This is a genomic window from Candidatus Nitrososphaera sp. 86-2, from assembly GCF_056726185.1.
Map to the genome: position 1 here is coordinate 1,014,689 of NZ_JBWZON010000001.1, position 22,121 is coordinate 1,036,809.

Consider the following 22,121-nt stretch of genomic DNA (forward strand, 5'->3'; position numbering starts at 1 on the left):
CATAGATATGAAGGGAGTAAATTATCGTGAGACGCGCGGGATGCCTTACGTTAGGCGCGAATACATCGCCGGCAAGCCACAGATCAAGATAGCAAGGTTTGCGTCCGGCCAGGCAAGCCAGGATTATGATTACAAGCTGGAGCTCATCGTGACTGAAAAGATCCAGATAAGGCACAACGCCCTTGAGGCTGCGAGACTGGCAGCGAATAAGAGGATGGCGACTGCAGGCGAGATGAGCTTTTTCTCGATGCTTCGGGTCTACCCCCACGTCATACTCAGGGAGAACAAGATGATCGCAACGGCAGGTGCAGACCGTCTCCAGGAGGGTATGCGCCGCGCCTTTGGCAAGGCAACAGGTCTTGCGGCCAGGGTAAAGCCTGACCAGGTCATATTCGAGGCTTATGTCACTGCGACAAACCTTCCGCTTGCAAAGGAAGGCTTCAAGGTCGCGTCAAGCAAGCTCGGATGCCCGACCTACACGCGCGTCACTGCGCTAAAGCCGCAGGTCGCAAAGGTAGAGGAATAAAAAAACTCCTCTTCTCTTTTATTATAATTTTCCAGTCAGCGCTTTTATGCTGTCAGAGTTGCAGGCGCTCCCTTTTCCACCCGTCGCCTTGCATATCAACGCGGTGATGTTGTTGATTTCTGCGTTGATGGCCTTGCCGATTGCAGAGTTGAGGTTGCCAAGTTCCGCCCTGACCTTTTCGTGCGTCATGTTCTGGATAAGTTCTGGGCTGTAGCCGGCGCCTACCTGCATGTACTGGCCGTCGACTAGCAAAAACGGGATCATCTGGTCAGGGTTATACATATCAAGGATTTCATAGTCCTTGTCGTCAAGCTCTTGCAGCGGCTCAAAGTTGCGGTCAGCAGTCTCTTTTCCGGCAAACTCGACCGTATCGCTTTGGTACTTTGCCCTTGCAAGGTTGAACGTTGGTACGTTAAGGTACTTTTCGTCGTGGCCGGCGCTCTTGTCCTCCACCACGCCCTCCCATTTCCCAAAGCGCTCTAGCGCCTTGACTATGGCCCAGCGCTCTGCCGCGCAGAATGGGCAAAAGCCTGCGCCCATGAAATACACCAGCGATTTTCCGCCCGGCCTTTTCAGCGGCTGATCTGTCACGTGCATGAACTTGCCAAGGACCCTCTTTGGGACGAAACTCACGCCTGGTTTGCGGCGCTCCTATTTTATTAAGTGTTTTGAGGATTTTCGTTCTAGCATCTCTTTTCGGAAAAGTAAATAATCTCCTGCCATTTAGCTGTCCCATCAGTTGGCGCTCAGAACCCTTACCGATCTCGACGACAAAAGGTTCGACGGAAAAAAGGTGTTTGTCAGAGTCGATTTCAACGTCAGTGTGAGCAACGGGACCGTGGGCGAGGACTACCGCATCCGAATGACGATTCCCACAATAGAATACCTCACAAAGAGAGGTGCAAAGGTGGTCCTTGCGTCGCACCTTGGACGGCCCGACGGCCGCGACGACGACTATACGCTTGCGCCGGTGGCAAAGCGCCTGTCAGAGATAGTCGGCAGCAGGTCGAGTATGAAGGTCAGGTTTGCACACGACTGCGTCGGCCCGGCGGTCGAAAGCGAGATTGACAAGATGAACAACGGCGACATATTGCTCCTCGAAAACCTGCGCTTTTACAAGGAGGAGGAGGCCAACGACCCGGAATTCTCAAAGAAACTTGCAGGCATCGCGGACGTCTACGTGAACGACGCGTTCAGCACGTCGCACAGAAAGCACGCCTCCACGTACGGCATGGCCAAGCTTGTCGACGCGCGGCTTGCCGGCTTTAACCTCAGAAAGGAAGTCGAATACTTGTCGATGATGAAGGACAACCCGATAAAGCCGTTCAAGGTCGTAGTCGGAGGGGTCAAGATAAAGGACAAGATAGGCGCTCTGGAGCACCTTCTTCTCAAAGCTGACAAGGTGATAATCGGAGGAGCGGCGGCGTACACATTCCTAAAGGCCAAGGGCTTCAAGACAGGAAAATCGCTCATAGACAACGAGCACCTGCCGTGGGTGTCAAAGGCCCTTTCGTCCTACGGCGACAAGATAATGCTCCCGACGGACCACGTCGCGGCCATATCGCCGGCAGACACCTCGATAACGATGGTCAAAGGCGACATACCCGACGGCATGGCCGGCTTTGACATCGGCAACGAGACGATAGAGCGGTATTCTGCAGAAGTGAGCGGCACAAACGGTGCCGGCATGATATTCTGGAACGGTCCCATGGGCATGTTCGAAGTCAGGGCGTTTGCAAACGGCACTGTCAACATAGCCAAGAGCATGGCGCTTGCCTACTGGCGGGGCGCAAAGACGCTTATAGGCGGTGGCGACACGCTGGAAGCGATGAAGAAGTCCGGCGTCGCCGAGAACGAGGTGAGCCACGTCTCCACGGGAGGCGGAGCGACCTTGCGCTACCTTGCCGGAGACGAGATGCCGGGCGTGTCTGTCCTAAACGGCAACTAGTAGAAGTTAATTAATTACACAGGGACGTCAATACCGGCCGTTGTCAGCGCCTCCGCACAGGGTTGTCATGCACATCGACTTTGACTACTTTTTCGCCCAGTGCGAGGAAATCCGCAGGCCGGAGATAAAGGACAGACCTGTCCTAGTGTGCGTCTTTTCTGGGAGGACAGAGGGCAGCGGCGTGGTGAGCACTGCCAACTATGTCGCAAGAAAGTACGGCGTAAAGTCCGGCATCCCAATAAGGGTTGCGAAGGCAAGGCTTGCAGGCGTGGACAACGCATTGCTCTTGCCGCTTGACGCTGGCTATTACAGGCAGGTGTCCGAAAGCGCGATGGCGGCAATCAGGGAGCATGCCGATGTCTTTGAGCATGTCGGGATTGACGAATGTTTCATCGACGCGTCAGGACGCGCCAGCGGCAGTTTTGACGTTGCAAAAGGGCTTGCGCACAAGATAAAGCAACAGATACAAGAGCGCACGAAACTCACGTGCTCTATCGGCGTTGCGCCAAACAAGATGCTTGCCAAGATAGCGTCTGACTATTGCAAGCCTGACGGCCTTACGATTGTCAGGCTGGAAGATGCTCTGCGGTTTGTTTCCGCGCTTGACGTGGACAAGATACCGGGGATAGGCCCCAAGACCCGCGACAGGCTAGCAGAGCTTGGGGTAAAGACCGCCGGCGACCTTGCGTCGTTTGACCTATTCAGGCTCATAGGCGAGTTTGGCAAAAAGACTGCGACCTACATGCACAACGCGGCCAAGGGAGTCGACGACGAACCAGTCGTAGAGTCGGAGGGAGAACGCAAGCAGATTATGCGCATAGTCACGCTGAAAAAAGACGCCCAGAACGCGGAGGAGATGTACGACGACCTTGAGGAGATATGCAAGGTCATACAGAAAAGCGCGGCTGAAAAGAAAATGGCGTTTGGGTCGATAGGCATAATCCTCGTCCTTGACGACCTTGAAAACGTCAATAGGTCAAAGGCGCTCAAGGCCCACGCGTCGAGTTTTGATCTCCTGCACTCGACGGCAAAATCGCTGCTTGATGAAGCAATGAATGAGAAAAAGAGAAACGTGCGCAGGCTGGGCGTGCGAATATCAGACCTGCAGGACAGCTCTGGCCAGAATACGCTGTTTGATTATTTTTCATGAAGCAGGGGTAGCGCTTGCCTGCTGCTGATTATGCAGCCTGCGTATTCGCCTGCCTTCCACGTACATCACGATTCCAAGGTAGATGCCAAGCCACGGCAGGAACATTATCTCGCCGGCCACAGAGTGGAACGCCTCCCATTCCCGGGGGTTGACTGTCACGATGAGTGCGTACATCGTCAGCGATATTATGCGGATGATGTTCACGGTGACTGTGCCAAACGTGCCTATCGCAAAATAGATGAGCTTGCGCTTTAGCGGTATCTCCATCTTTAGCAGGAACGCAAGCATCACGAGTGTGTAGATTATCATGCTGTGCACACCCGCTGAAGGCCAGAACACCTGCAGCACAAAGGGCCCGTGCAGGCCGCTTAGCACGAGCATGTTGCCGTGCGCCGTCGCGACATTGCCCTTGCCTATTGCCATGATGTTTGCGTCGATGAACCTGACCACTGCCTGGTCTATCTGCAGGTACCCCGGCACTATTACCTGGAGCGGACCAAGCGAGTCGTATGGAAAGAACGCATCGAGCGACAGGATGACCGCGCTCCCTGCAAGGTATATCGCCCCCGCCGGCGCTATCTTGTACCATTTCCTTCCAAACAAGACTGCAAGGGACGCGCCGACAAACAACGCCATGACTGCAAAGTCCCACATGAATGTCCAGCTCCCAATGACTTCTTTGCGGATGCCGTACGATAGCCCAGCCTCTCGGATAGAATCCTGCAGTCCGAACTGGAGGGCCGCAAAATAGGCAATGGCTATTGCGGCAAGGCTGGCTACTACTAGGAATTTTTTCTTGCTTACCGGCTGCCTGGTGCCTATGAGCTCGGCAGCGATGAACGCCATTGCAAAGATGAATCCGCCCCTGCCCTCGTTCCACGAGAGGTTGAACGAGTTTGGATAGATGGCGAGTGTGAATATTATCGGCAAGACGAGGACAATCGTTACGGCGACGCTAGAGTTTATTCCAAATATCGTAGGCGCTGCCGCCTGCTGGCCTGATGACGGAGTGGCCCTGTCGCCGGACAAACTGCTTTTTTCTAGCCATTACAACATAAAAACGTTCTATGCGTTCTTGACGGCTTCCAAGAACCACTTGGGCACCATGTCCTGCGCGCTCTTTAGCAGGAAAGTTATGCTGGAGTCGAGTATGTACGTGGTGGCAAAGTCGTCGGCGCTTCGTATAGACCGGCCGTACGACTGTGCAAGACGGAGTACAGTGTACCATGTGTACCAGCGCTGGTCTCTGTCCTTCATCGCAGAGACCTTTCTGTCCGTAAGGTCTGGATAAGGGACTTTTGTTATCACCTGGAACCTTGACAGGTCGTCCTTCAGGTCTACGCCCAAATGCAGCGAGGGCGATATTAGCACGGTCGGCCGGGTGCTCTTGTAGTGCTTTTCAAGCACCTCTTCCCTGCCAAGCGCCGACCCTGTCTCGATTAGCCTGGACGCGTTTTCCCGGCTGATGTTGTCGCGGATGTACTGCAGCTGCGAGTACGACGTGGTGTGGATTATGCCCTTTTCGTTCTTGTGTATCGTCATAATGTTGTCTATTGCCTTGGCGATTTTGGGCATACTTTCCTGCATCGACCGGGCGTTGAGCCACGCCACGTTCATCAGGTGTATCGGCCTGTTTTTCACGGGAAAGTCCGAGTCGCGCACCTGGACGAACTTGACTTGGTCCGGCTTTAGCCCGGAGACCTTGCAGAGATAGTCCTTTGACAGTATGGTTGCGCTCATGAACAAATTGATTGTCCCCTTGTCGAGTATGTCGCCAAAGTAGCCGGAGGTTTCAAGCGGGGTCAGAGTTGCACGCGTCAGCTGGTTCTGCGCATCGCGCTGGATGCTTGACACTATCCAGTTTTTCTTGTTGGAGCGCATGTCAAACAGCAGCGCCTCAAGGTTCTTCTCCTTTGAAATCGCCTCTATCAGGTTGCGCTCGGTGTACGGCTCGGCGACCCTGCCCCGCTCGATGGCGTCTGTCGCCTGCTCGATGAATTTCAGCATCTTGTCTCTAAGGGAAGAGCAGAACTCCATCCACGGCTCGACATCCTCGACGTTTTTCTCCGGCATCTGTACCCTTGGAAGAAAGCGCAGCGCATTCTTGTGCACCGTGAAACTGCGGAAATCTCCAACCTCTGATTCTATCTGGTGTGCCTCGTCCATCACTAGGAGCTTGCGCTTTTGCGTGGTGCCTGTGTAAAAGATGTCGGACAGAAAGTAGCGGTAGTTGTAGACTGTGTGGCTTGCTTTTGCGCCCATCCACCTCTGGTGGAAGTAGTGGCATGGCCGCCATTCAAGCTCCACAATCTTGGACTGCTTTTTCAGTTTCTCAACGTATGTTTTTTCTGAAAGTGGGTCCAGCCTGACCTGCTCGCCAAGCGTCCCTTCTCCCACAACCTTGTAGTCTAAAAGCCGCGTCTTGTACGCGCAGTCGTACGAGTCGTCCTGCACGCAGGGGCCATAGTCGCAGTTTTCGCTGAGGCCCATGTCCTCCTTTACTATGCAGGGAAAGTTGGCCCGGCCCTTTACCTCAAAGACGAACGGAAAGTCCCGCTGGTACTGCGCCTGTAGGTCTTTGGTCGCGGTGCAGATGTGCGAGCTTCCAAGATACCGCGCAAGCGTGATTGCAACCGGCGTCTTGCCAAAGCCGGTGGGCGCCTCAAGGAATATGTTCTTGTAGCCGGACTTTAGGGCGGACTCTATATCCAGAAGCACAGAGCGCTGCTTTTCGCGCATCTGGCCCAGCGGAAAGTATGACAGGATTGACAATGAAGAGCACTTGCTCTCAGTGCGACGTACTTTTTAAGGTTGGGTCGTAGAGCCAGCACCTGACGTACCCTGTTCCGGTCGCAAATTCGGGCGGGTCTTTCTTGCACACCTCCATTGCGTGCGGGCAGCGGGGGTAGAACCTGCAGCCGGCCGGCGGATCGAGCAGGCTTGGAGGGCTTCCGGGTATAAAGCGGATCTTTTTCTCGCTAGAATGCAGCCTGGGCACTGCGGCTATCAGCGCCTGCGTGTACGGGTGCTTGGGGTTTTTGTAAATGTCCTCAGTCGATCCTATCTCGACAAGCTGGCCGGCGTACATTATGCCTATCTTGCCTGCAACCTGCGACACAAGGGCAAGGTCGTGGCTTATCAGGATGACGGTTACTCCCTTTTCTTCGTGCAGCTTTTTCAAAAGGGCGATTATCTGCGACTGTACGAGCACGTCAAGTGCTGTGGTAGGCTCGTCTGCAACTAGGAGATCCGGCTCCATAAGGAGCGCCATCGCAATCACCACGCGCTGCTTCATGCCGCCGGACAGCTCGTGTGGGTAGCGCGACGCCACCGCCGGCCCCAAGCCCACCTGCCTTAACGACTCTACAATCTTGGCGTCAATGTCGCCCTCAAAGCCGTGCTCTTCCAAAAGCTCCCGCAGCTGGCTTGCCACGGTGTAGACAGGGTCGAGCGCGTTCATTGCGCCCTGAAATACCATGGCCACCTTTTTCCAGCGGACCTTTTTCCCAAAGTCACGGTCGGACATCTTGGCAATGTCCTCGCCTGCAAGGACTATAGAGCCTGCCACTATCTTGCCGGGCGGCTGCATCGAGCGCATGAGCGCAGAGCCAAGTGTGCTCTTGCCGCAGGCAGACTCGCCAACTATGCCAAGAGACTCACTCTCTGAAAGTGCAAAGTTGACCCCGTCCACTGCCTTGACCGGACCCCTCTCTGTCAGATAGTACGCGCAAAGTTCCCTGACAGCAAGTTTTTTTTCGTCCCCGGAAGGCATGATTTGAAGTCGCCTCGCACGGTATAAGAGGTTATTGAAGTTGGAAAGGCCCGACAATTTTGCCGGGGAATTTGAGCGCAGGAACAGCGCCAACAACCATCAGGAGGAACAAGGCAGTCCCAGACATTCTTGCTTATTTTTTGAGCTTGCTTATCGAGTCGATTATTTTCGAATGATCGGCATCAACCTCCGTAGTCACGTAGAGCAAATGATTATCGTCGAGTGGCATTGTGATGCGCTTGATTTTTTCGTATTCTGCCAACACGTATTTTCCCCTTCCTATTTTTGATGCAAGCTCGCTGCGTGTTTTCCATGCCTTGATGGCCAAGTCAAGCGATTTTCGGCTCTCTTCCGGGGTAAGAAGATTCTGCACGCCAGACCTATGGTCAGAGAATAGGATCTTGCCTTCCATGTCGCAAATCGTGACCAGTCTGATTTTTGGGTCGATGCTCATGACATCATGATGGATCTTCTGGTATGCCATATGGCAATAATTACAATCTCGTCCTAATAACATTTTATGATTTTGAGAATTAACCGTATAGCATCAATAATTCATAGAAATATGTCTAAATACCTCCACAATATCTAATCAGACAGATATCCCGACTCGCCGGGAGCCCACCTTTGAGCGCGGAAAGGGTTGTTCTCGCAGTCGTACAAAATTGCCACCTGACGCCTTCCAAAAGGGGATGTTGCGCCCCCGAGCGGTTATATAACCGGTAATTGCCATTATGCAAGTTCCGCCTCATTGAAGTCTCCAATATGCCCTTTTGACGCAAAAAGCGGTGTCCTGTGCGCCAGGTGCGACGAAAAACTGCACGCCGGCAACATCACGCAGGACGACGTGGACGCCGCAGTAACTCTGACGAGGGTTGCCAACAAGAGCCAGGACGTGGACAGGTTCACCCTAGCGAGAGGCGCAAGGGTGGACGAAGACTATGTCCTTGTCCTGAGAGGGCCCGACGTGATGTCTGTCAGGGCCAACCCTTCGCTTGCAGAGAGGATAGAAAAAGAGTTTGGGCACAAAGTGCACTATGTCGAGTCAGAGACGTCAGAGCGCGGGCTCGTCGAGAGCCTATTCCACCCGGCAAGGGTCATTTCAGTAAACCAGTTCTACCTTCCAGACGGCAACAAGGTGACCAAGGCAGTGGTTGCAGGCAGGAGCAGCAACCAGAAGGTCAACGTCGAAAAGATTCAAAAGATTGCAATGGCCGTCAAGAACATGGAACTCCTCGTAGAGTTCGAGCAGAGATAGAGAGAGATAGGCCATGGCAGTAGTCGACATACACAGGACGCATTACGCACGCCAGCTTGGCGAAGACCTCGTCGGCAAGCAGGTGAGAATAGGCGGCTGGATAGAGGATGTACGCGACATTGGCAAGCTTGCGTTTGTGACAATACGCGACGTCACCGGCGCCTGCCAGGCGATAGTGACAGGCGAAAATGTGCAGGCGGCTGTGCAGGCTCCTAGGCAGAGCGCGGTGATTGTCGCCGGCACCGTGCAAAAGAGCAAGGCCAAGGATTTTCCGGTGGAAGTCAAGGTGACAGAGCTTGCGATACTGACAAAGGCCGTCCATCCGCTTCCAATCGACCCGACGGGCAGAGTTGAGTCGGCCCCGGACAAGAGGCTTGACGCAAGGGCACTTGACCTGAGGAATCCCAGGGTTGCGGCGATATTCCGCCTGCGCTCCGCCGGCCTCAAGGTGGTGAGGGACACCCTGAGGGGAGAGGACTTTGTAGAGGTCAACACACCCAAGATAATCGGGAGCGCAAGCGAGGGTGGCGCAAACCTCTTTGGGTTTGAATACTTCAAGCGCAAGGCGTATCTGGCCCAGAGCCCGCAGCTTTACAAGGAACAGTTGACGCTGGGCCTTGACAGGGTGTTTGAGATAGGCCCCTATTTCAGAGCCGAAAACTCGCACACCGTCAGGCACCTGACAGAGTTTACGAGCATCGACGTCGAGGCGGCGTTTCTCGACTACGAGGATGTGATGGACCTCGTGGAAAAGGTGGTTGGAAACGTCATCCGCGACTTTAACGAGAACCACAGGGCAGAGCTTGCGGCGGCAGGCGCGCAAGAGATCCCGTTTGGCAACAAGAAAATAGACAGGCTCACGTACGAGCAGTGCCTTGATGAGCTGGCCAAGGAAGGCGAAAAGCTTTCGTTTGGCGACGACCTATCCGACGCAGCGCTCCGCAAGCTGGGCGAGATGCACAGGGGATTCTATTTCATCATGGACTGGCCGATGAAGCTAAAGCCGTTCTACATCCACGAGAAAGAGAGCGACGAAAGGCTGTCCAAATCGTTTGACCTGCAGCACGGCTACCTCGAACTGGTGTCCGGCGGCCGCAGGCTGCACGACCCTGAGCGCCTGAAAAGCAGACTTGTTGAGCAAGGTTTGAACCCGGCAAGCTTTTCCGAGCACCTCAAGGCGTTTGACTGGGGAATGCCCCCGCATTCTGGGTGGGGCCTCGGCTACGACAGGCTGATGATGGTGCTAACAGGCTCGCAGAACGTGCGCGACGTGGTCCTTTACCCGAGAGACACAGACAGGCTTACGCCCTAGCGTTATACGATATTTACTTCCCGCACGTTTTCCTCAAAAATCCATGCGGCAAACCTGTCTTCTGTGGTCGAGTAGATCACCCACACAACTGGGTTTATCTCCATAAACCGCGCGTCCGTACGCGAAGGCGAGGGAGGCGACGGATGCGAGTGGAATATGCCGGCAACCTGTAGGTTTTTGCTTTCTGCATAGTCGTACGCCTTTAGAAGCTCATCTGGCGGTATCTCGAACGATGCGTATGTTGCATTGGCGTTTCTCACCGGCAATATCTCTGCTATTGCAATTCTGTCCTTCTGCTGCCCGCTGCCAAGAAGAAAGGCGCACGACTCGTTGGGCATTGACGCTCTTGCGATCTGCTCCAGCTCTTGCAGTTGAACTGATGAAAGGGTCATGCTTTTTTGCGAGCCTATACCAGTCAGCTGACCGTTACCTTGCCGATCATGTACGGGTGCAACATGCAGTAATAGTCATACTCGCCGGCTTTTTCAAACACGTACGAAAAACTGGCGCCATCCTTCATAAGGCCAGAATCAAACACCTTGTCAGGAGCAGGGGCGTTGTTTACTACCTTGCCGGATGTTACAGTATGATATGGAGTGGTACTGTCATCGTTGGTCCAAGTCACCATGCTTCCGACTGCAGACTTGACTTCTGCAGGAGAGAAGAATTTCCCGTTAGTTGGATTAGAAGCACCAACCACTATTGAGACTGCAGTGACAGTAGCCCCGGACGTCTGAGATCCAGAGGTCGCACCCGGCGCAGAACCGGTGGCGTTTGTCCCGTTTGCAGTTGTTGCTCCAGTGGCATTTGCTCCACTTGGCGCCGTAGCATTGTTGTTGGTAGTAGCATTAGCGCCAGCAGCGCCAGTGGCGTTTGTCCCACCCGAAGTAGCGTTTCCGCTTGAAGTGGCGTTGCCACCTGCGCTGGAAGTGCCGGCCGCGCCAACCTTTAGCATACCATCCATGAACGGGTGCACCTGACAATAGTATTCATAATCACCTTCCTTCAAGGTGGCAGTGTTAAGCAGGTAGGTCTTGCCGGCGGCCAAGACTTTAGAGTCAAAGGTCTTGCCATTGTCTGCCTTGCTGGTCACGGTATGCACCGCGTTGTCGTTGTTGGTCCACTCTACACCATCTCCCTTGGCGACAGTCACAGGATTCGGACCGTACGAGGGGTTGCCCTGCGCAGAGGCGCCTGCAAGGATAGATGCCTTGACAATGTTTTTAGGGGCAGCTGGCGCTGCTGGAGGAGCGGTCGGCTGTTCTGTGGCAGGCTGAGGAGCCTTGGGTGTCACGAGGCCAAACGCGTAGAACGTGATGCCACCCACCGCGGCTCCTGCGATGAATATTACGCCCATCGCCTTGACATACTGGGGCTTTCGGAAAGAAGTTACTGCAAGTACCGCCCCGGGTATCCCAATTATGGCCATGAGGCCGATATACGTAAAGATGGTTGGGACCTGGACGCTCACTGTCACCGCAGCTGCGACTCCAAAGGTCACGAGAAAGCCAAGCGTGATGAACGTCGCGGACTTGGCCCTGCCGGTCGACGGAAAGCCGTCCTTGAAAAGTCCTGAGGCGAGAAATATCATCCCGATAAACATGGTAAGGAGGGAGACTGCGTGCATACCGTCGATGAAAGTCTTGGCAATGCCTGCAAGAGAAATGCCTACGCCAACAATGCCGATGGACGTAAGACCAATACCGGGTGTCAGCAGGTCCCAGTCAGTCATGTTTGACTATGGTGGGCATTTCTGGCATAATTAATCTTTTCTGCACCTCTAAAATTATTGACCACCCGCCTTAATGTCGGCGTTTTGCAGGACTTGCTGACACTTGTCCATAGCAGATGTCTTTGACGTGGGCGAAGGCGACACTGTCGCAGATGCCTGGCTCACGACCGTGAACCTACTGGACATGCTAGAGCACGCCCACAGGGTTGACGAGGACATGTACGACTTTTCCCAAGCAAGGGACAAGATAGCCAAGGTGTACGCAGTGGCAGAGGCGCACAGCATGGACAACAAGAGCGGCAGCAAGTGCGGGTGCGGACTCTCGGACGCCGAGCACGCCATATTAAAGCGCAAGGTCATGACGTTTTTCAGGCTGCAGGTGTCAAACCTAAAGCGCTTCCTCGTTTGACTGCCACATACATATCCGAATCAATTAAATGCAAGCCAGCGCTACTGATTTTGAGGCTCATAGCGTGACTGCACGCGACTTTGTCGAAGTTTCAAAACCAAGAATAGTAGTCCTCTTGGTAATTACGGCAGTCACATCTTACCTTGCCGCTACCCGCTTTGACGCAACGCCAAACGTGGCGTGGGACATTGACTGGTTCAAGCTTGGCTTTCTCACGCTAGCCGGCGCGCTGGCGTCAATGGGCGCAAGTGCCCTGAACCACTATTACGACCGCGACATCGACAAGATAATGGAGAGGACGGCCAAGAGGCCGATTCCTGCCGGCAGGCTGTCGGCAAAGAGCGTCCTTGCGTACGGCCTTGGCGTGAGCGTGCTGTCTGTGGTCATCGCATGGTTCACCCTCAACCCGATGGCGACGGGCATGATTGCCCTTGGCATATTCTTTTACGTCATAATATACACAGCGTGGCTAAAGCGCAACAACCCTTGGAACATCGTGATAGGAGGCTTTGCAGGCAGCGCGGCGTCAATGGCCGGCTGGGCCACGGTGACAGGTTCCATGGACGTGCTCGGTTTTCTCGTGGGCTGGCTGGTGTTCATGTGGACTCCGCCTCATTTCTGGTGCCTTGCGATACGGGCGCGCGAAGAGTATGCATCAGTCCGCGTCCCGATGCTTCCTGTCCTCATCGGCAACCAGAGAACCGCAAGCTACATCCTTGCAAACACGGCCATACTCCTCCCCTATTCCATCGCACTCTACTTTTTCGGCCTCGGCCTGCTGTATACCATAGTCGCGGCCGTCTCGGGCTCGCTCATGCTCATCTACCACTACAAGCTGACCAAGAACCCCACGCCGCAGTTCGCATGGAAAGCCTACAAGGTCACGGCGCCGTACCTGCTGGTGATATTCCTAGCGATTGCGTTTGACGCGCTCTTTTACTACAAGCTGCCGTTCTAACTTGCTGTTCCAGAATCGGCGACGAGCTCTATCCTGCGCTTTTCCTTCGTGACCCAGGCGACCCTGATGAGGCCATAGATCTCTAGGTCCAGCAGGATCTTGTTAAACTCGGCGTCGGCCATGGTCACGCCTTCCTTTGACAGCGCGTTCATCAGGTCGGCGTCCGTCATGTTGCCGGCCTGCCGGACCTTTTCGTAAATTAGGTTCCTTAATGGATACTTCATAGAGTGTCACCGTAAGAGCCTTTTTTTACACGAGATAATAACTGATAGATAGACAAGTAATGACCTTCCATAATCGCCGGATTGGGCGGATACGTCAATCCATTCAAGGCCAAGCAGCTTGAGGAACACGGTCCAGAAGGCATCAAATACGTGATTCCAGCCAGCTTATAAAAAAGTATGTTCAGAGGAAGAAAGTCGAATAAGCGACGAGTGCGAACATGTACAGAGGTGGGCTTCTAGTCTCTATTCCTGCTCTCGTTGTTTCTGTATTTCTTCGCTCTGCCTCAGTTGAGTACCTATGGTGGCACCATGGACATCCACGTTATGCTTTACCAGAGCCTCATGAGTAGGAAACGATATGCCGCAGGCGGTACAATCATACCTTCCCTTTGTGCCTGACATGGTGTTAATAGGGGCAGGGAATTTTAAACAGTTACAAACATGAGCGCAAACACAAAATCACGATAGTAGGTGACGGGAAAGGCTTGTCTTGCTGTTCAACCTGCTCAAAAGAAGCGACTAAAGAAAGAAGTGTGTATGTGTATTGGCTTTAATCATCCGTAAAAGCTCTTGTCGATTGGCTTTGGCATGGCATAGGTAAGGTTCTTTTTCATCGACTCGTACCACTCCTCGACCTCCTTGGTTATGGACGGCCTTGCCGCCCTCAATGCCTGCATAAAGTCGGCGTTTGAAATGTTTGCGGATTTTCTCTGCATTGCGCTCACCGCCGCTTCGCGGCAGAGTGCAAAGAGATCTGCCCCGCTGAAATTCTTGGTCGTCTGCGCGATGCTTGCCAAGTCGACGTCACCTTCAAGGGGCATCGACTGCGTTATTATCTTTAGTATCTCAAACCGTGCCTTTTCGTCCGGCTGGCCGATGTATACGATGAGGTCCAACCTGGCGGGCCTAAGGAGCGATGGGTCGATGAGGTCTGGCCTGTTTGTTATCCCGACTATTATGACTCCCGAGTTGCCGGCGTCGTCCATCTCTGTCAGTATCTGGCTGACCACGCGCTCGTTTCCGGCGCCGTCCTCGCTCTGGCCCCGCGGCCTCGCAAGCGAGTCCAGCTCGTCAAACACTACGATGCAAGGCGAAGATGTCTTGGCTTTTCTAAATATCTCGCGTATCGCCTTTTCCGACTCGCCGACCCACTTTGACAGGACTTCCGGGCCTCTGACTATTATGATGTTGGCGTTGCTCTCTGTCGCAAGCGCCTTGGCGATAAGAGTCTTGCCAGTCCCGGACGGACCGTAGAGCAGCGCGCCCTTTGGCGGTTTTATACCCATCTTGGAAAAGCTATCCGGCTCTTTTATCGAGGTGATGAGGTTGTCGTGCAACACCCTCTTGGCGTCGTACAGGCCGCCGACCTCGTTCCACTTGACCCTCGCCACTTCAACGTAAAACTCCCTCATGGCGGTAGGCACGATTTCCTTGATGCCGTCGCGAAAGTCCCTCGTTGTAATCACCATCTGCTCAAGCACTTCCGGCGATATCTTGTCGCCTTCAAGGTCTATTTCCGGCAGGTAGCGCCGAAGGGCCTTCATTGCGGCCTCTCTGCAGAGCGCCTTGATGTCGGCGCCCGTGTAGCCGTGGAGCTCTGACGCAAGCTCTTGCAGGTTGATGCCGTCGTCAAGGGGCATTCCACGCGTGTGTATCTGCAGTATCTCAAGTCGCCCTTCCGCGTTTGGCACGCCTATCTCTATCTCCCTGTCGAACCGGCCAGGGCGCCTAAGTGCGGGGTCGAGACTCTCAGGGCGGTTCGTTGCCCCAAGGACTATGACCTGGCCGCGCTCTTGCATCCCGTCCATGAGTGCAAGTAGCTGCGCCACGACGCGCTTTTCCACGTCGCCAAACGCCTCCTCCCTCTTGGGCGCTATTGCGTCAATCTCGTCGATGAATATGATGGAAGGCGAGGACTCTTTGGCCTCCTTGAATATGTCGCGCAGGCGCGCCTCAGTCTCGCCGTAGTACTTGTTCATTATCTCCGGGCCGTTTATTATGAAAAAGTTTGCCTCCGACTCTGACGCAAGCGCCTTTGCAATCAAAGTCTTGCCGGTTCCCGGCGGCCCGTACATGAGTATGCCGCTGTGCGGCTCTATCCCCAGCCGGGCAAAGACCTCCGGGTGGCGCATCGGCAGTTCGACAATCTCGCGCAGGCGCTTTATCTGCTCCTTCATGCCGCCGATCTCCTCGTAGGTGACACGGGGCTTGCGGTCCTGCGCCGTCTCGGCCATTATCGAAAGTTTTGTCGGGCGCTCGACGCGGACGATTGCCTTTGGCGACACCTTTTGCACCTTGAAATCCATCGAGTTGCCGAGAATGACGACAGAGATCTCGTCGCCCTCGCTCATCGGAAAGCCCTTGAGCCGGCCCTTGACAAATTCGCAGAATTCCTTGTCTACTGTGATGTTGCTGTCGCCTATCGGCATCAGCGTTATGCTCTTTGCAGCCTTGCTCTCGGCCTTTCTCACGTTCAAGAGGTCGTTCAGGCCGACGCTTGCGTTCTTTCTCGTCTGGCCGTCGATGCGGATGATGTCAGTGTCCTCTTCTTCGTCGTCTGCGGGCCACGCGGTGACGGCAGTCGTGCGCTTGCCCATTATCTCTATCACTTCGCCGGGCTGGACGCCGATCTGCTCCATATAGTGCGGGTCCAGACGGGCCCTGCACTTGCCCACGTCGCGGTGCTTGGCCTCGGCCACCCGCAATTGTACCTGAGGAGATTCGTCGCTACCTGCCTTGGCCTTTTTCAACCTGTACAAGCCTCCGGCGTTTTTGGGAACAACATTAGTTTTACTACTATTACTTCATCTTGACCGATGCGCGGCTGATGTTCATCACTTCGATCTCGCCGACGCCCTGCACACCGCGGATGGCCTCTTCGAGCTTGTCCATCTGCCCCTCCGCGTCGTCCAGCATAAAGTCGCCGACGACTGCGTTCAGGCCAAACGCTATCGGTTCTTTGGCGTGGCCTTTGAGCTCCATCCCTTGCGGGATACTCTTTTTCAACCCATCCACGATGCTGTCGACGTTGATGTCAGCATCAGCTGGAAGGAGCTTTATCCTCGCCACAAGGCGCGCCATGTCTATGGGCCCTCAAAGCCGCAGCCCACGCACTTGTAGGGCCTTGCAAATTCGCGGCAGGACTCGCAGCGCCACATGAGGACATAGCCGCAGTTCGGGCAGTAGAATTTTACACATTCATCATTAGGCATTATCGGCCTGCTGCATGAGGTGCAGACCGGCAAGGACAGTTGCTTTGACATAACGCTCAAGAAGGCGAATCCGAATTTATATCTATCTAGCCGTCGACCAGCCGGCGGATTTCGTTGCCAAGCAGCGCTTTTGCCATCTTGCCCGCGCTTTTCACGTCCAGCACCTTGGCAAGGGCGGCCGCGTGAAAGTCAAAGTCGCCCGTCGACGACACGTCTTCCAGCTTGTCCTCAGGTATTGCGGAAAACAGATCATCCAGGGCCTTGTTGTCAAGCCTTTCCAGCAGGCGCCTTGCAATAAGCATCTTGGAAAATTCCTCTCCAAACATAGCCAACCAGCCCTTCGGATATTCGTTCAGCGTGTCATCATTTGCCGAGATTGCTCTTGAGATTGCCCGGCCCGCCAAGAGCCCGCCCATGCCGCAAGTGTATATCCCGCCGGCGGTAGTGGGCTTGGTCTGGCCTGCCGCGTCGCCCACTATTACAGTCCGTCCTGATACAAAATTGTCAATCGGGCCCATGACCCATATCGGCGCGTACACCTTGCGCACGACGGAATGCTGACCACCCTTTGCATCCATGTACGACTTTAACGCGCTTGCCGCGTTTATGCCCTTGCCGGCGACTCCCACCTTGCCCCTGCCGTCGCCCGTCGGTATCACCCACGCAAAGAAACCGGGGTATTTCTCGCTGTCAAACGCGACTTCGATTGCGTCGCGCTCTATCCAGGGCGCAAACACCTCGTACTGCGCAGACGAGAGCACGCCGTCGCGGTTTCTGCCTATTATCGAGGCGACGCCTCTAGCGTCAACGAAATAGTTTGATGTAAAGTCGCCTTCCGACGTTTTCACAGCATATTGCTTATTTTCCTGCGAAAAAGAGCGCACAGAGCACTTCACTCGAATGTCCGCGCCAGCCCTCTGCGCCTGCAGCGCCACCTGCTTGTCAAGGGCGCGCCTGTCAAGCACCACCACCTTTTGCTTCTCGGCTGAAAGTTCAAAGCCGTTTGAAGGTGAGAGTATCTTGGCGCGCTTTATTCTGCCGTTTTCAATGGCGCTTGCGTCGGGCACTATTCCGAGGTTTTTCATTCCCTCCATGCTGACAAGGCCGCCACAGTGCTCCGGCGTCCCTATCTCGGCGTCCTCCTCAAGGACTGCAACAGAGGCACCTGCCCTTGCCGCCTCCCTTGCAGCCATCAGTCCAGAAATGCTCCCGCCGGCTACAATGACATCAAAATGAGACAACGGCCAGCAAGGTATTTCTCACGCTATTAATTAAACTATGGGAGCCTTGGATTTCAAACAGGTCATGGTGGTCAGAAGAGACCTGGGCATGGGCACCGGCAAGATAGCCGCGCAGGTGGCGCACGCCGCTGTGATGGCCGCCGAACGAACAAAGCAGAAAAAACCGGACTGGTTCGATTCGTGGTTTGAAAGGGGACAGGCCAAGGTAGTCGTAAAGGTGCAGAGTTTCGATGAGCTCATAGACGTCATGAACCACGCAGAGAGCCTAAAGCTGCCGGTCGTCCTTGTGCAGGACAGCGGCCTCACGCAGATACCGCCCGGCACGGCTACGTGCGTTGGGATAGGCCCCGCGCCGGCAGACTTGGTTGACAAGGTCACGGAGCGTCTGAAACTGCTCTAGCTAGCGCCTGCTGACTATGATTATTCCTGTGATTATCAGGCCCGTCGCGACGGCCTGAAAGATGCTTATCGACTCGCCAAGCGCGGCTGCCGCTATTGTGATTCCAAATATCGGAGTCGTCGAAAACACCGTCATCGTCTTTATCGTGCCTATCCTCTTTATCCCTGCAAGGAAGAACAAGAGGGCGCCTCCAAAGCCCGAAGCAGACAGGGCTATTATGATGAGCCACAGCTGCGCGTTTATCTGCCCGAGCGCGCCCCACCTGCCAGTAGCGGCAGCCACTCCGAGAAGCACGAGCCCGCCTGCAAGCGACTTTATCATGGCCATCTTGGCGGGACTGATGTCAGAAAACGTCGTCAGCTTTCTGCTGAAATTGTTGTCAATCGCCCAGAAGAACATGGACGCTAGGATCATCAGGTTGCCCGCGTTGAACGCGATTATCGTGCTGGAAGAGAACTTCAAGTCGGTAGTCGCCATGAACAGCCCCACGATGACAAGCGTAACTGCGGCAAGGCCGAGTTTGCCGTGCGGCCTTTCTCCAAAGAAAAGCGACGACAGGATTACCGTGAACAGCACCTCGCCGTTTGACAGGATGGCGGCGTCCGACGCCGCGGTCATCTGCAGGCCGCTCAGGAGAAGTACGGGTGCGACCACTGCCCCAGAGGCCGTGATGGCAATCATGTAGCGAGCCTCGCGTCCTTGCAGGCGAAATGATGCTTTTGCAAAAGGCACGAGCGTCAGCCCCGCGATTGTATAGGCGACGGCGGAAAGCGCAAGAGGGTCGACGCTTGCAAGCGGCACCTTGGCGATCGTGAACACAGAGCCAAAGAGAGCGGCGGCTATCAACACTGACACGTATCCCAGATAACCTTTTTGCTCCTTCTGTGCCCCTGCCTGGGCCTCACGCTCTGGCGCCGTCAAGAGTGCAAAATACGCACGCCGCATATTTTATCCCTGCCCAAGTGCGCGTACACGCAGACAAGAGATATATGGGGACAGGCATGTTTTTCCCGCGTGTCAGGCAAGGGGTCTTCAAACAAGAAGATCATCATTTATGCCATTATTGGCATAGTGGCCGTCGCAGCCGTTTCAGCAACCTTTCTCGCAGGCAAGGCCGAGCCCACGCCGGAAGAAAGGCAGCAACAGGAACAGCAACAAACGATTGCGACACAGAAGGAGTTGTTTTGCGGCCCAAACGCCAAGGCCAATTCTAACACTTTTGTAAGCGAGCAGGTGCTCCCCTCGCAATGCGAACTTCCGCTCGGCATAGCCGTTGACAAGGACAGGGTGTGGTACGTGTCAACCAAGCAGGGTACACTCGGCAGCTACACCCTAGCGGACGGCAAGTTCCAGGAATTCCCCATCCCGTCGTGGCCTGCGCGTTCCATTCCAAGCCCTACAGCGGTTTCCATGGTATTTGCCACCAAGGTTGACAACGCTGGCAATGTGTGGTTTACGGACGACAAGCCGAACCTGCTCTGGAGGTTCAACAGGGCAAACTCGACGTTTGACTCGTTCAAGTCCCCGGCCGTAGGGCCGATTTCATTTGACTTTGACTCCAAGGGCGGCATGTACCTGGTAGGCGTCAGAACCCCCGCCCTCTTCCATGCAGACATATCCAAGATGAAGCCAGGCACTTCCGATGGCTTTACCGAGATAAAGCTGCCACTTGACGCGTTTGCAGGAATTGACAGGACTATTGTAAGCTCTGGCTCAGTAGCTGTCGATCACGAAAGAAACGTTGTATGGGCGACAGTTCTGGCATACCAGCAAAAAGGCCAGATCTACAGGTACGATATTGCTCAAAACAAGACGACTGCAATCAGCCTGCCAGCCGAACTCACTTCGCCTGTCGGCACAGTCCTCGACAAAGAAGGCAACCTGTGGGTCACTGACCACGGCACCAGCCTGTTTTTCGTCATAGGAGCGTCAAACCAGACAATAACCAAGTACGTCACTTCCATGCCGTCTCCAAAGATCTTTGGAGGTCAGACGCCCTCTGACGCGGTCAGCTGGCCCTACTGGATGCAGCGCGACAGCAACGACAACATCTGGTTCAACCAGCACGCGGCCAACAGGATAAGCAAGTTCGATCCAAAGGCCCAGACGCTGACAGAGTACTGGATTCCAACCCAGAACGCCAAGTTTGGCGGTTGCAAACCAGACGCGCCGACCTGCGGCATCGCAAATGCCATCCAGTTTTCCATAGGCCCGCAGGGACAACTGTGGTTCACAGAATGGAGTGAGAACAAAATAGGCACGATAAAGACAGACGCGCAGGTCCCGTTCAGCGTGTCTGCGCCGGAGGAGATAACCGTAAAGAAGGGCGACAGCGCGGAAATCAAGGTCGGCTTGAGCGCGCAAGGTGCATTCAATGGCAGCATGATTGCCACAGGCACGTTTACGTACAATGGCAACCTTGGCAACTCGACCGGCATCTTTAGCGAGCAGAACGTTTCCGTTCCGGCAGGCAGCTCAAAGCAGGTCTCGTTCGTGTTCACTCCTGCAAACGATCTTGCCGCAGGGCAGTACATGCTGATGCTTGGCGCAGAAAACGGCGAAGTGTCGGTGCTCAAGGCAGTCAAGTTAAACGTGACATAGTCAAATAGCGCGTGTGAGAGTGAGACTTTTTGTCACGCGTTCTTTACGTTTTGGCAAGAGTCGTGTATAATTAAATACGGCGCGCCACGATTGATATGCCTGTGTCAGACGACTATCCCGTCGTCATCAATGAGGACGGCATCAAGCTCAAGACGGAGAAGATGGAGCAGGAAAAGCTCTACCACTGCGTATTTGATGGCAAGGTCTTTTTGTTTTACAAGGACGAGCTAGGGCTCTTGCACTGCTACGAAGTGGAGGACCAAGAGGCGGTAAAAGAGATCGCCAAGAATCCGAAGGACGTTGAAAACATCCTCAAGAAATATGCAGGCGTCTGAGAACAGATAATTGCTCGACAAACATTATATGCTACCTTGCACAATAATTTGCACCATTGTCTACTAGCACCAACACAACCAGACCGCCGAAGGCATCTAACGAAATTTTTATCGGCAAAAAGCCGCTGATGACCTACGTTACCGCCACGTTGGTGCAGCTGGCCAACGAGCCGACGGTCATCATAAAGGCCAGAGGCAAGAGCATAACCCGGGCTGTGGATGTGGCACAGATAATCGTCAAGAGAATGGACACCATCGGCTACAAGATAGGCCCGATAAAGCTCGGCTCTGAGCAGGTGACGTCCGAAGACGGGAAACTGAGAAACGTGTCCACGATAGATGTGCCGATATCGCACACAAAGTAATTTTTTACTTTATCATCATTATCATCCCATTTATCAAAAACTGCACGCCATAGTACACCAAGAGACCGGCTAGACCGAGCATCAGAAACCTGTAATATTTCGACTTCAAGACTGTCGTCCCTTTTGACGCGAGGTACGCGGTAGTCCCAAGCCACGCATAGTCCATCCACACGTGCGTTCCAAACAGCAGCGCAGGCCCCGCCACGGGCCCAAAGGCAGCCGAATCGGATATCAGTTTCAGGCCGGCTGTGAGCCACCAGACAAGAAAGAACGGGTTGAGGGCGGAAAAAGCAACGCCTGTTGCGAATGGCCCTCTCCTGGCCTTGACGTTTTTCTGGTCGCCTTTTCTAGTAAGGATGCCGGCTATATGCATGACAGCAAAGCAGATTATAGACGCGCCACCGATTACTGCGATCATGTCTGCATAGTCTGCGATAAAAGCTGAAGCAGAAAAGAGCCCTGCCGCGATTGCGGCTATCACTATGATTTCGACGACTGCGTGCCCGTGCGCGACCTTTATTCCGGAAAGCGCGCCCTGCCTTGTCCTGTACATCATGTTTGCCACAAACAGCGGGCCGGGTGCAAGCACCCCCGAGGCCGAGACTGCGATCACCTCTGCACCAAAGGCAAGTGCATCCACCATGCCACGCTAGCGTATGCGCCCTCTCTCTGTTAGCC

The 22,121-nt window shown here is 54.5% G+C and carries 25 protein-coding genes; 11 read left to right on the forward strand and 14 right to left on the reverse strand.

Annotation, left to right across the window (positions count from 1 at the left end):
* Nucleotides 1–7: 7 nt before the first annotated feature.
* A complete protein-coding gene (locus ACYOR7_RS06215) occupies nucleotides 8–526 on the forward strand; it encodes a 50S ribosomal protein L16 (protein WP_294804158.1) in 519 nt (172 codons plus the stop codon).
* Between the two features lie 21 nt (nucleotides 527–547).
* Here ACYOR7_RS06215 and ACYOR7_RS06220 read toward each other — a convergent pair whose 3' ends face one another.
* On the reverse strand, nucleotides 548–1,159 hold the full coding sequence (locus ACYOR7_RS06220; RefSeq protein WP_294804160.1) for a DUF929 family protein: 612 nt from the start codon (nucleotides 1,157–1,159) through the stop codon (nucleotides 548–550).
* A gap of 106 nt (nucleotides 1,160–1,265) precedes the next feature.
* Between ACYOR7_RS06220 and ACYOR7_RS06225 the strand changes: the two genes are divergently transcribed.
* Entirely contained in the window at nucleotides 1,266–2,474 is a 1,209-nt protein-coding gene (locus tag ACYOR7_RS06225) for a phosphoglycerate kinase (protein WP_294804162.1), read from the forward strand.
* A gap of 40 nt (nucleotides 2,475–2,514) precedes the next feature.
* A complete protein-coding gene (gene dinB / locus ACYOR7_RS06230; protein WP_479913417.1) occupies nucleotides 2,515–3,624 on the forward strand; it encodes a DNA polymerase IV in 1,110 nt (369 codons plus the stop codon).
* On the opposite strand, the gene artG is transcribed toward dinB, so the two are convergent.
* The 4 genes from artG to ACYOR7_RS06250 all read right to left on the reverse strand — a co-directional run bounded on the left by artG (nucleotide 3,619) and on the right by ACYOR7_RS06250 (nucleotide 7,880).
* Nucleotides 3,619–4,653, reverse strand: coding sequence for a thaumarchaeosortase (gene artG, locus ACYOR7_RS06235; RefSeq protein ID WP_479913418.1), 1,035 nt, complete (start codon nucleotides 4,651–4,653; stop codon nucleotides 3,619–3,621). The genes dinB and artG overlap by 6 nt on opposite strands.
* A gap of 36 nt (nucleotides 4,654–4,689) precedes the next feature.
* Nucleotides 4,690–6,396 carry a helicase C-terminal domain-containing protein gene (locus ACYOR7_RS06240; RefSeq protein WP_479913419.1) on the reverse strand — a complete coding sequence of 569 codons (1,707 nt, stop codon included), beginning with the start codon at nucleotides 6,394–6,396 and terminating at the stop codon, nucleotides 4,690–4,692.
* A gap of 16 nt (nucleotides 6,397–6,412) precedes the next feature.
* Nucleotides 6,413–7,396 (reverse strand): ABC transporter ATP-binding protein, encoded by a 984-nt coding sequence (locus tag ACYOR7_RS06245; protein ID WP_294804169.1) that lies wholly within the window; start codon nucleotides 7,394–7,396, stop codon nucleotides 6,413–6,415.
* 133 nt (nucleotides 7,397–7,529) lie between these two features.
* Nucleotides 7,530–7,880 carry a hypothetical protein gene (locus tag ACYOR7_RS06250; protein WP_294804171.1) on the reverse strand — a complete coding sequence of 117 codons (351 nt, stop codon included), beginning with the start codon at nucleotides 7,878–7,880 and terminating at the stop codon, nucleotides 7,530–7,532.
* Between the two features lie 267 nt (nucleotides 7,881–8,147).
* On the opposite strand from ACYOR7_RS06250, the gene ACYOR7_RS06255 reads away from it, so the two are divergent.
* Both ACYOR7_RS06255 and aspS read left to right on the forward strand, forming a co-directional pair.
* Nucleotides 8,148–8,654 (forward strand): hypothetical protein, encoded by a 507-nt coding sequence (locus tag ACYOR7_RS06255; protein ID WP_294804172.1) that lies wholly within the window; start codon nucleotides 8,148–8,150, stop codon nucleotides 8,652–8,654.
* Nucleotides 8,655–8,667: 13 nt separating this feature from the next.
* A complete protein-coding gene (gene aspS / locus ACYOR7_RS06260; protein WP_479913420.1) occupies nucleotides 8,668–9,966 on the forward strand; it encodes an aspartate--tRNA(Asn) ligase in 1,299 nt (432 codons plus the stop codon).
* Between the two features lie 2 nt (nucleotides 9,967–9,968).
* Here the strand turns inward: aspS and ACYOR7_RS06265 are convergent, their stop codons facing one another.
* Both ACYOR7_RS06265 and ACYOR7_RS06270 read right to left on the reverse strand, forming a co-directional pair.
* Nucleotides 9,969–10,358 (reverse strand): M67 family metallopeptidase, encoded by a 390-nt coding sequence (locus ACYOR7_RS06265; RefSeq protein WP_479913421.1) that lies wholly within the window; start codon nucleotides 10,356–10,358, stop codon nucleotides 9,969–9,971.
* A gap of 23 nt (nucleotides 10,359–10,381) precedes the next feature.
* Entirely contained in the window at nucleotides 10,382–11,698 is a 1,317-nt protein-coding gene (locus tag ACYOR7_RS06270; RefSeq protein WP_479913422.1) for a cupredoxin domain-containing protein, read from the reverse strand.
* Nucleotides 11,699–11,801: 103 nt separating this feature from the next.
* Between ACYOR7_RS06270 and ACYOR7_RS06275 the strand changes: the two genes are divergently transcribed.
* Together ACYOR7_RS06275 and cyoE are read left to right on the forward strand one after the other, a co-directional pair.
* Nucleotides 11,802–12,107, forward strand: coding sequence for a hypothetical protein (locus ACYOR7_RS06275; RefSeq protein ID WP_479913423.1), 306 nt, complete (start codon nucleotides 11,802–11,804; stop codon nucleotides 12,105–12,107).
* A gap of 28 nt (nucleotides 12,108–12,135) precedes the next feature.
* The gene (gene cyoE, locus ACYOR7_RS06280; protein ID WP_479913424.1) at nucleotides 12,136–13,065 is read left to right on the forward strand and encodes a heme o synthase; all 930 of its coding nucleotides are present in this window, start codon (nucleotides 12,136–12,138) and stop codon (nucleotides 13,063–13,065) included.
* Here the strand turns inward: cyoE and ACYOR7_RS06285 are convergent.
* The 5 genes from ACYOR7_RS06285 to ACYOR7_RS06305 all read right to left on the reverse strand — a co-directional run bounded on the left by ACYOR7_RS06285 (nucleotide 13,062) and on the right by ACYOR7_RS06305 (nucleotide 17,742).
* Nucleotides 13,062–13,289: a hypothetical protein gene (locus tag ACYOR7_RS06285; protein WP_294804182.1), complete on the reverse strand. Its 228-nt coding sequence runs from the start codon at nucleotides 13,287–13,289 to the stop codon at nucleotides 13,062–13,064. The two genes, cyoE and ACYOR7_RS06285, sit on opposite strands and share 4 nt — an antisense overlap.
* A gap of 554 nt (nucleotides 13,290–13,843) precedes the next feature.
* Nucleotides 13,844–16,039 (reverse strand): CDC48 family AAA ATPase, encoded by a 2,196-nt coding sequence (locus tag ACYOR7_RS06290; RefSeq protein WP_479913425.1) that lies wholly within the window; start codon nucleotides 16,037–16,039, stop codon nucleotides 13,844–13,846.
* Between the two features lie 49 nt (nucleotides 16,040–16,088).
* Nucleotides 16,089–16,370: an elongation factor 1-beta gene (locus tag ACYOR7_RS06295; RefSeq protein WP_294804186.1), complete on the reverse strand. Its 282-nt coding sequence runs from the start codon at nucleotides 16,368–16,370 to the stop codon at nucleotides 16,089–16,091.
* Nucleotides 16,371–16,372: 2 nt separating this feature from the next.
* Nucleotides 16,373–16,552, reverse strand: a complete 180-nt coding sequence (locus ACYOR7_RS06300; protein WP_148700436.1) for a zinc finger domain-containing protein — start codon at nucleotides 16,550–16,552, stop codon at nucleotides 16,373–16,375.
* Between the two features lie 35 nt (nucleotides 16,553–16,587).
* Complete coding sequence (locus ACYOR7_RS06305) at nucleotides 16,588–17,742, reverse strand: geranylgeranyl reductase family protein (protein ID WP_479913426.1); 1,155 nt, start codon at nucleotides 17,740–17,742, stop codon at nucleotides 16,588–16,590.
* Nucleotides 17,743–17,806: 64 nt separating this feature from the next.
* On the opposite strand from ACYOR7_RS06305, the gene pth2 reads away from it, so the two are divergent.
* Nucleotides 17,807–18,142 (forward strand): peptidyl-tRNA hydrolase Pth2, encoded by a 336-nt coding sequence (pth2, locus tag ACYOR7_RS06310; RefSeq protein ID WP_366137309.1) that lies wholly within the window; start codon nucleotides 17,807–17,809, stop codon nucleotides 18,140–18,142.
* Here the strand turns inward: pth2 and ACYOR7_RS06315 are convergent, their stop codons facing one another.
* Nucleotides 18,143–19,087 (reverse strand): DMT family transporter, encoded by a 945-nt coding sequence (locus tag ACYOR7_RS06315; protein WP_294804194.1) that lies wholly within the window; start codon nucleotides 19,085–19,087, stop codon nucleotides 18,143–18,145.
* A 69-nt stretch (nucleotides 19,088–19,156) separates the two neighbouring features.
* Between ACYOR7_RS06315 and ACYOR7_RS06320 the strand changes: the two genes are divergently transcribed.
* The 3 genes from ACYOR7_RS06320 to ACYOR7_RS06330 all read left to right on the forward strand — a co-directional run bounded on the left by ACYOR7_RS06320 (nucleotide 19,157) and on the right by ACYOR7_RS06330 (nucleotide 21,443).
* Entirely contained in the window at nucleotides 19,157–20,743 is a 1,587-nt protein-coding gene (locus ACYOR7_RS06320; protein WP_479913427.1) for a Vgb family protein, read from the forward strand.
* Nucleotides 20,744–20,844: 101 nt separating this feature from the next.
* Complete coding sequence (locus tag ACYOR7_RS06325) at nucleotides 20,845–21,078, forward strand: hypothetical protein (RefSeq protein ID WP_294804198.1); 234 nt, start codon at nucleotides 20,845–20,847, stop codon at nucleotides 21,076–21,078.
* A gap of 56 nt (nucleotides 21,079–21,134) precedes the next feature.
* Nucleotides 21,135–21,443: an AlbA family DNA/RNA-binding protein gene (locus ACYOR7_RS06330; protein WP_294804200.1), complete on the forward strand. Its 309-nt coding sequence runs from the start codon at nucleotides 21,135–21,137 to the stop codon at nucleotides 21,441–21,443.
* Between the two features lie 4 nt (nucleotides 21,444–21,447).
* Here the strand turns inward: ACYOR7_RS06330 and ACYOR7_RS06335 are convergent, their stop codons facing one another.
* The gene (locus ACYOR7_RS06335; protein ID WP_479913428.1) at nucleotides 21,448–22,086 is read right to left on the reverse strand and encodes a LysE family transporter; all 639 of its coding nucleotides are present in this window, start codon (nucleotides 22,084–22,086) and stop codon (nucleotides 21,448–21,450) included.
* Nucleotides 22,087–22,121: the final 35 nt, after the last annotated feature.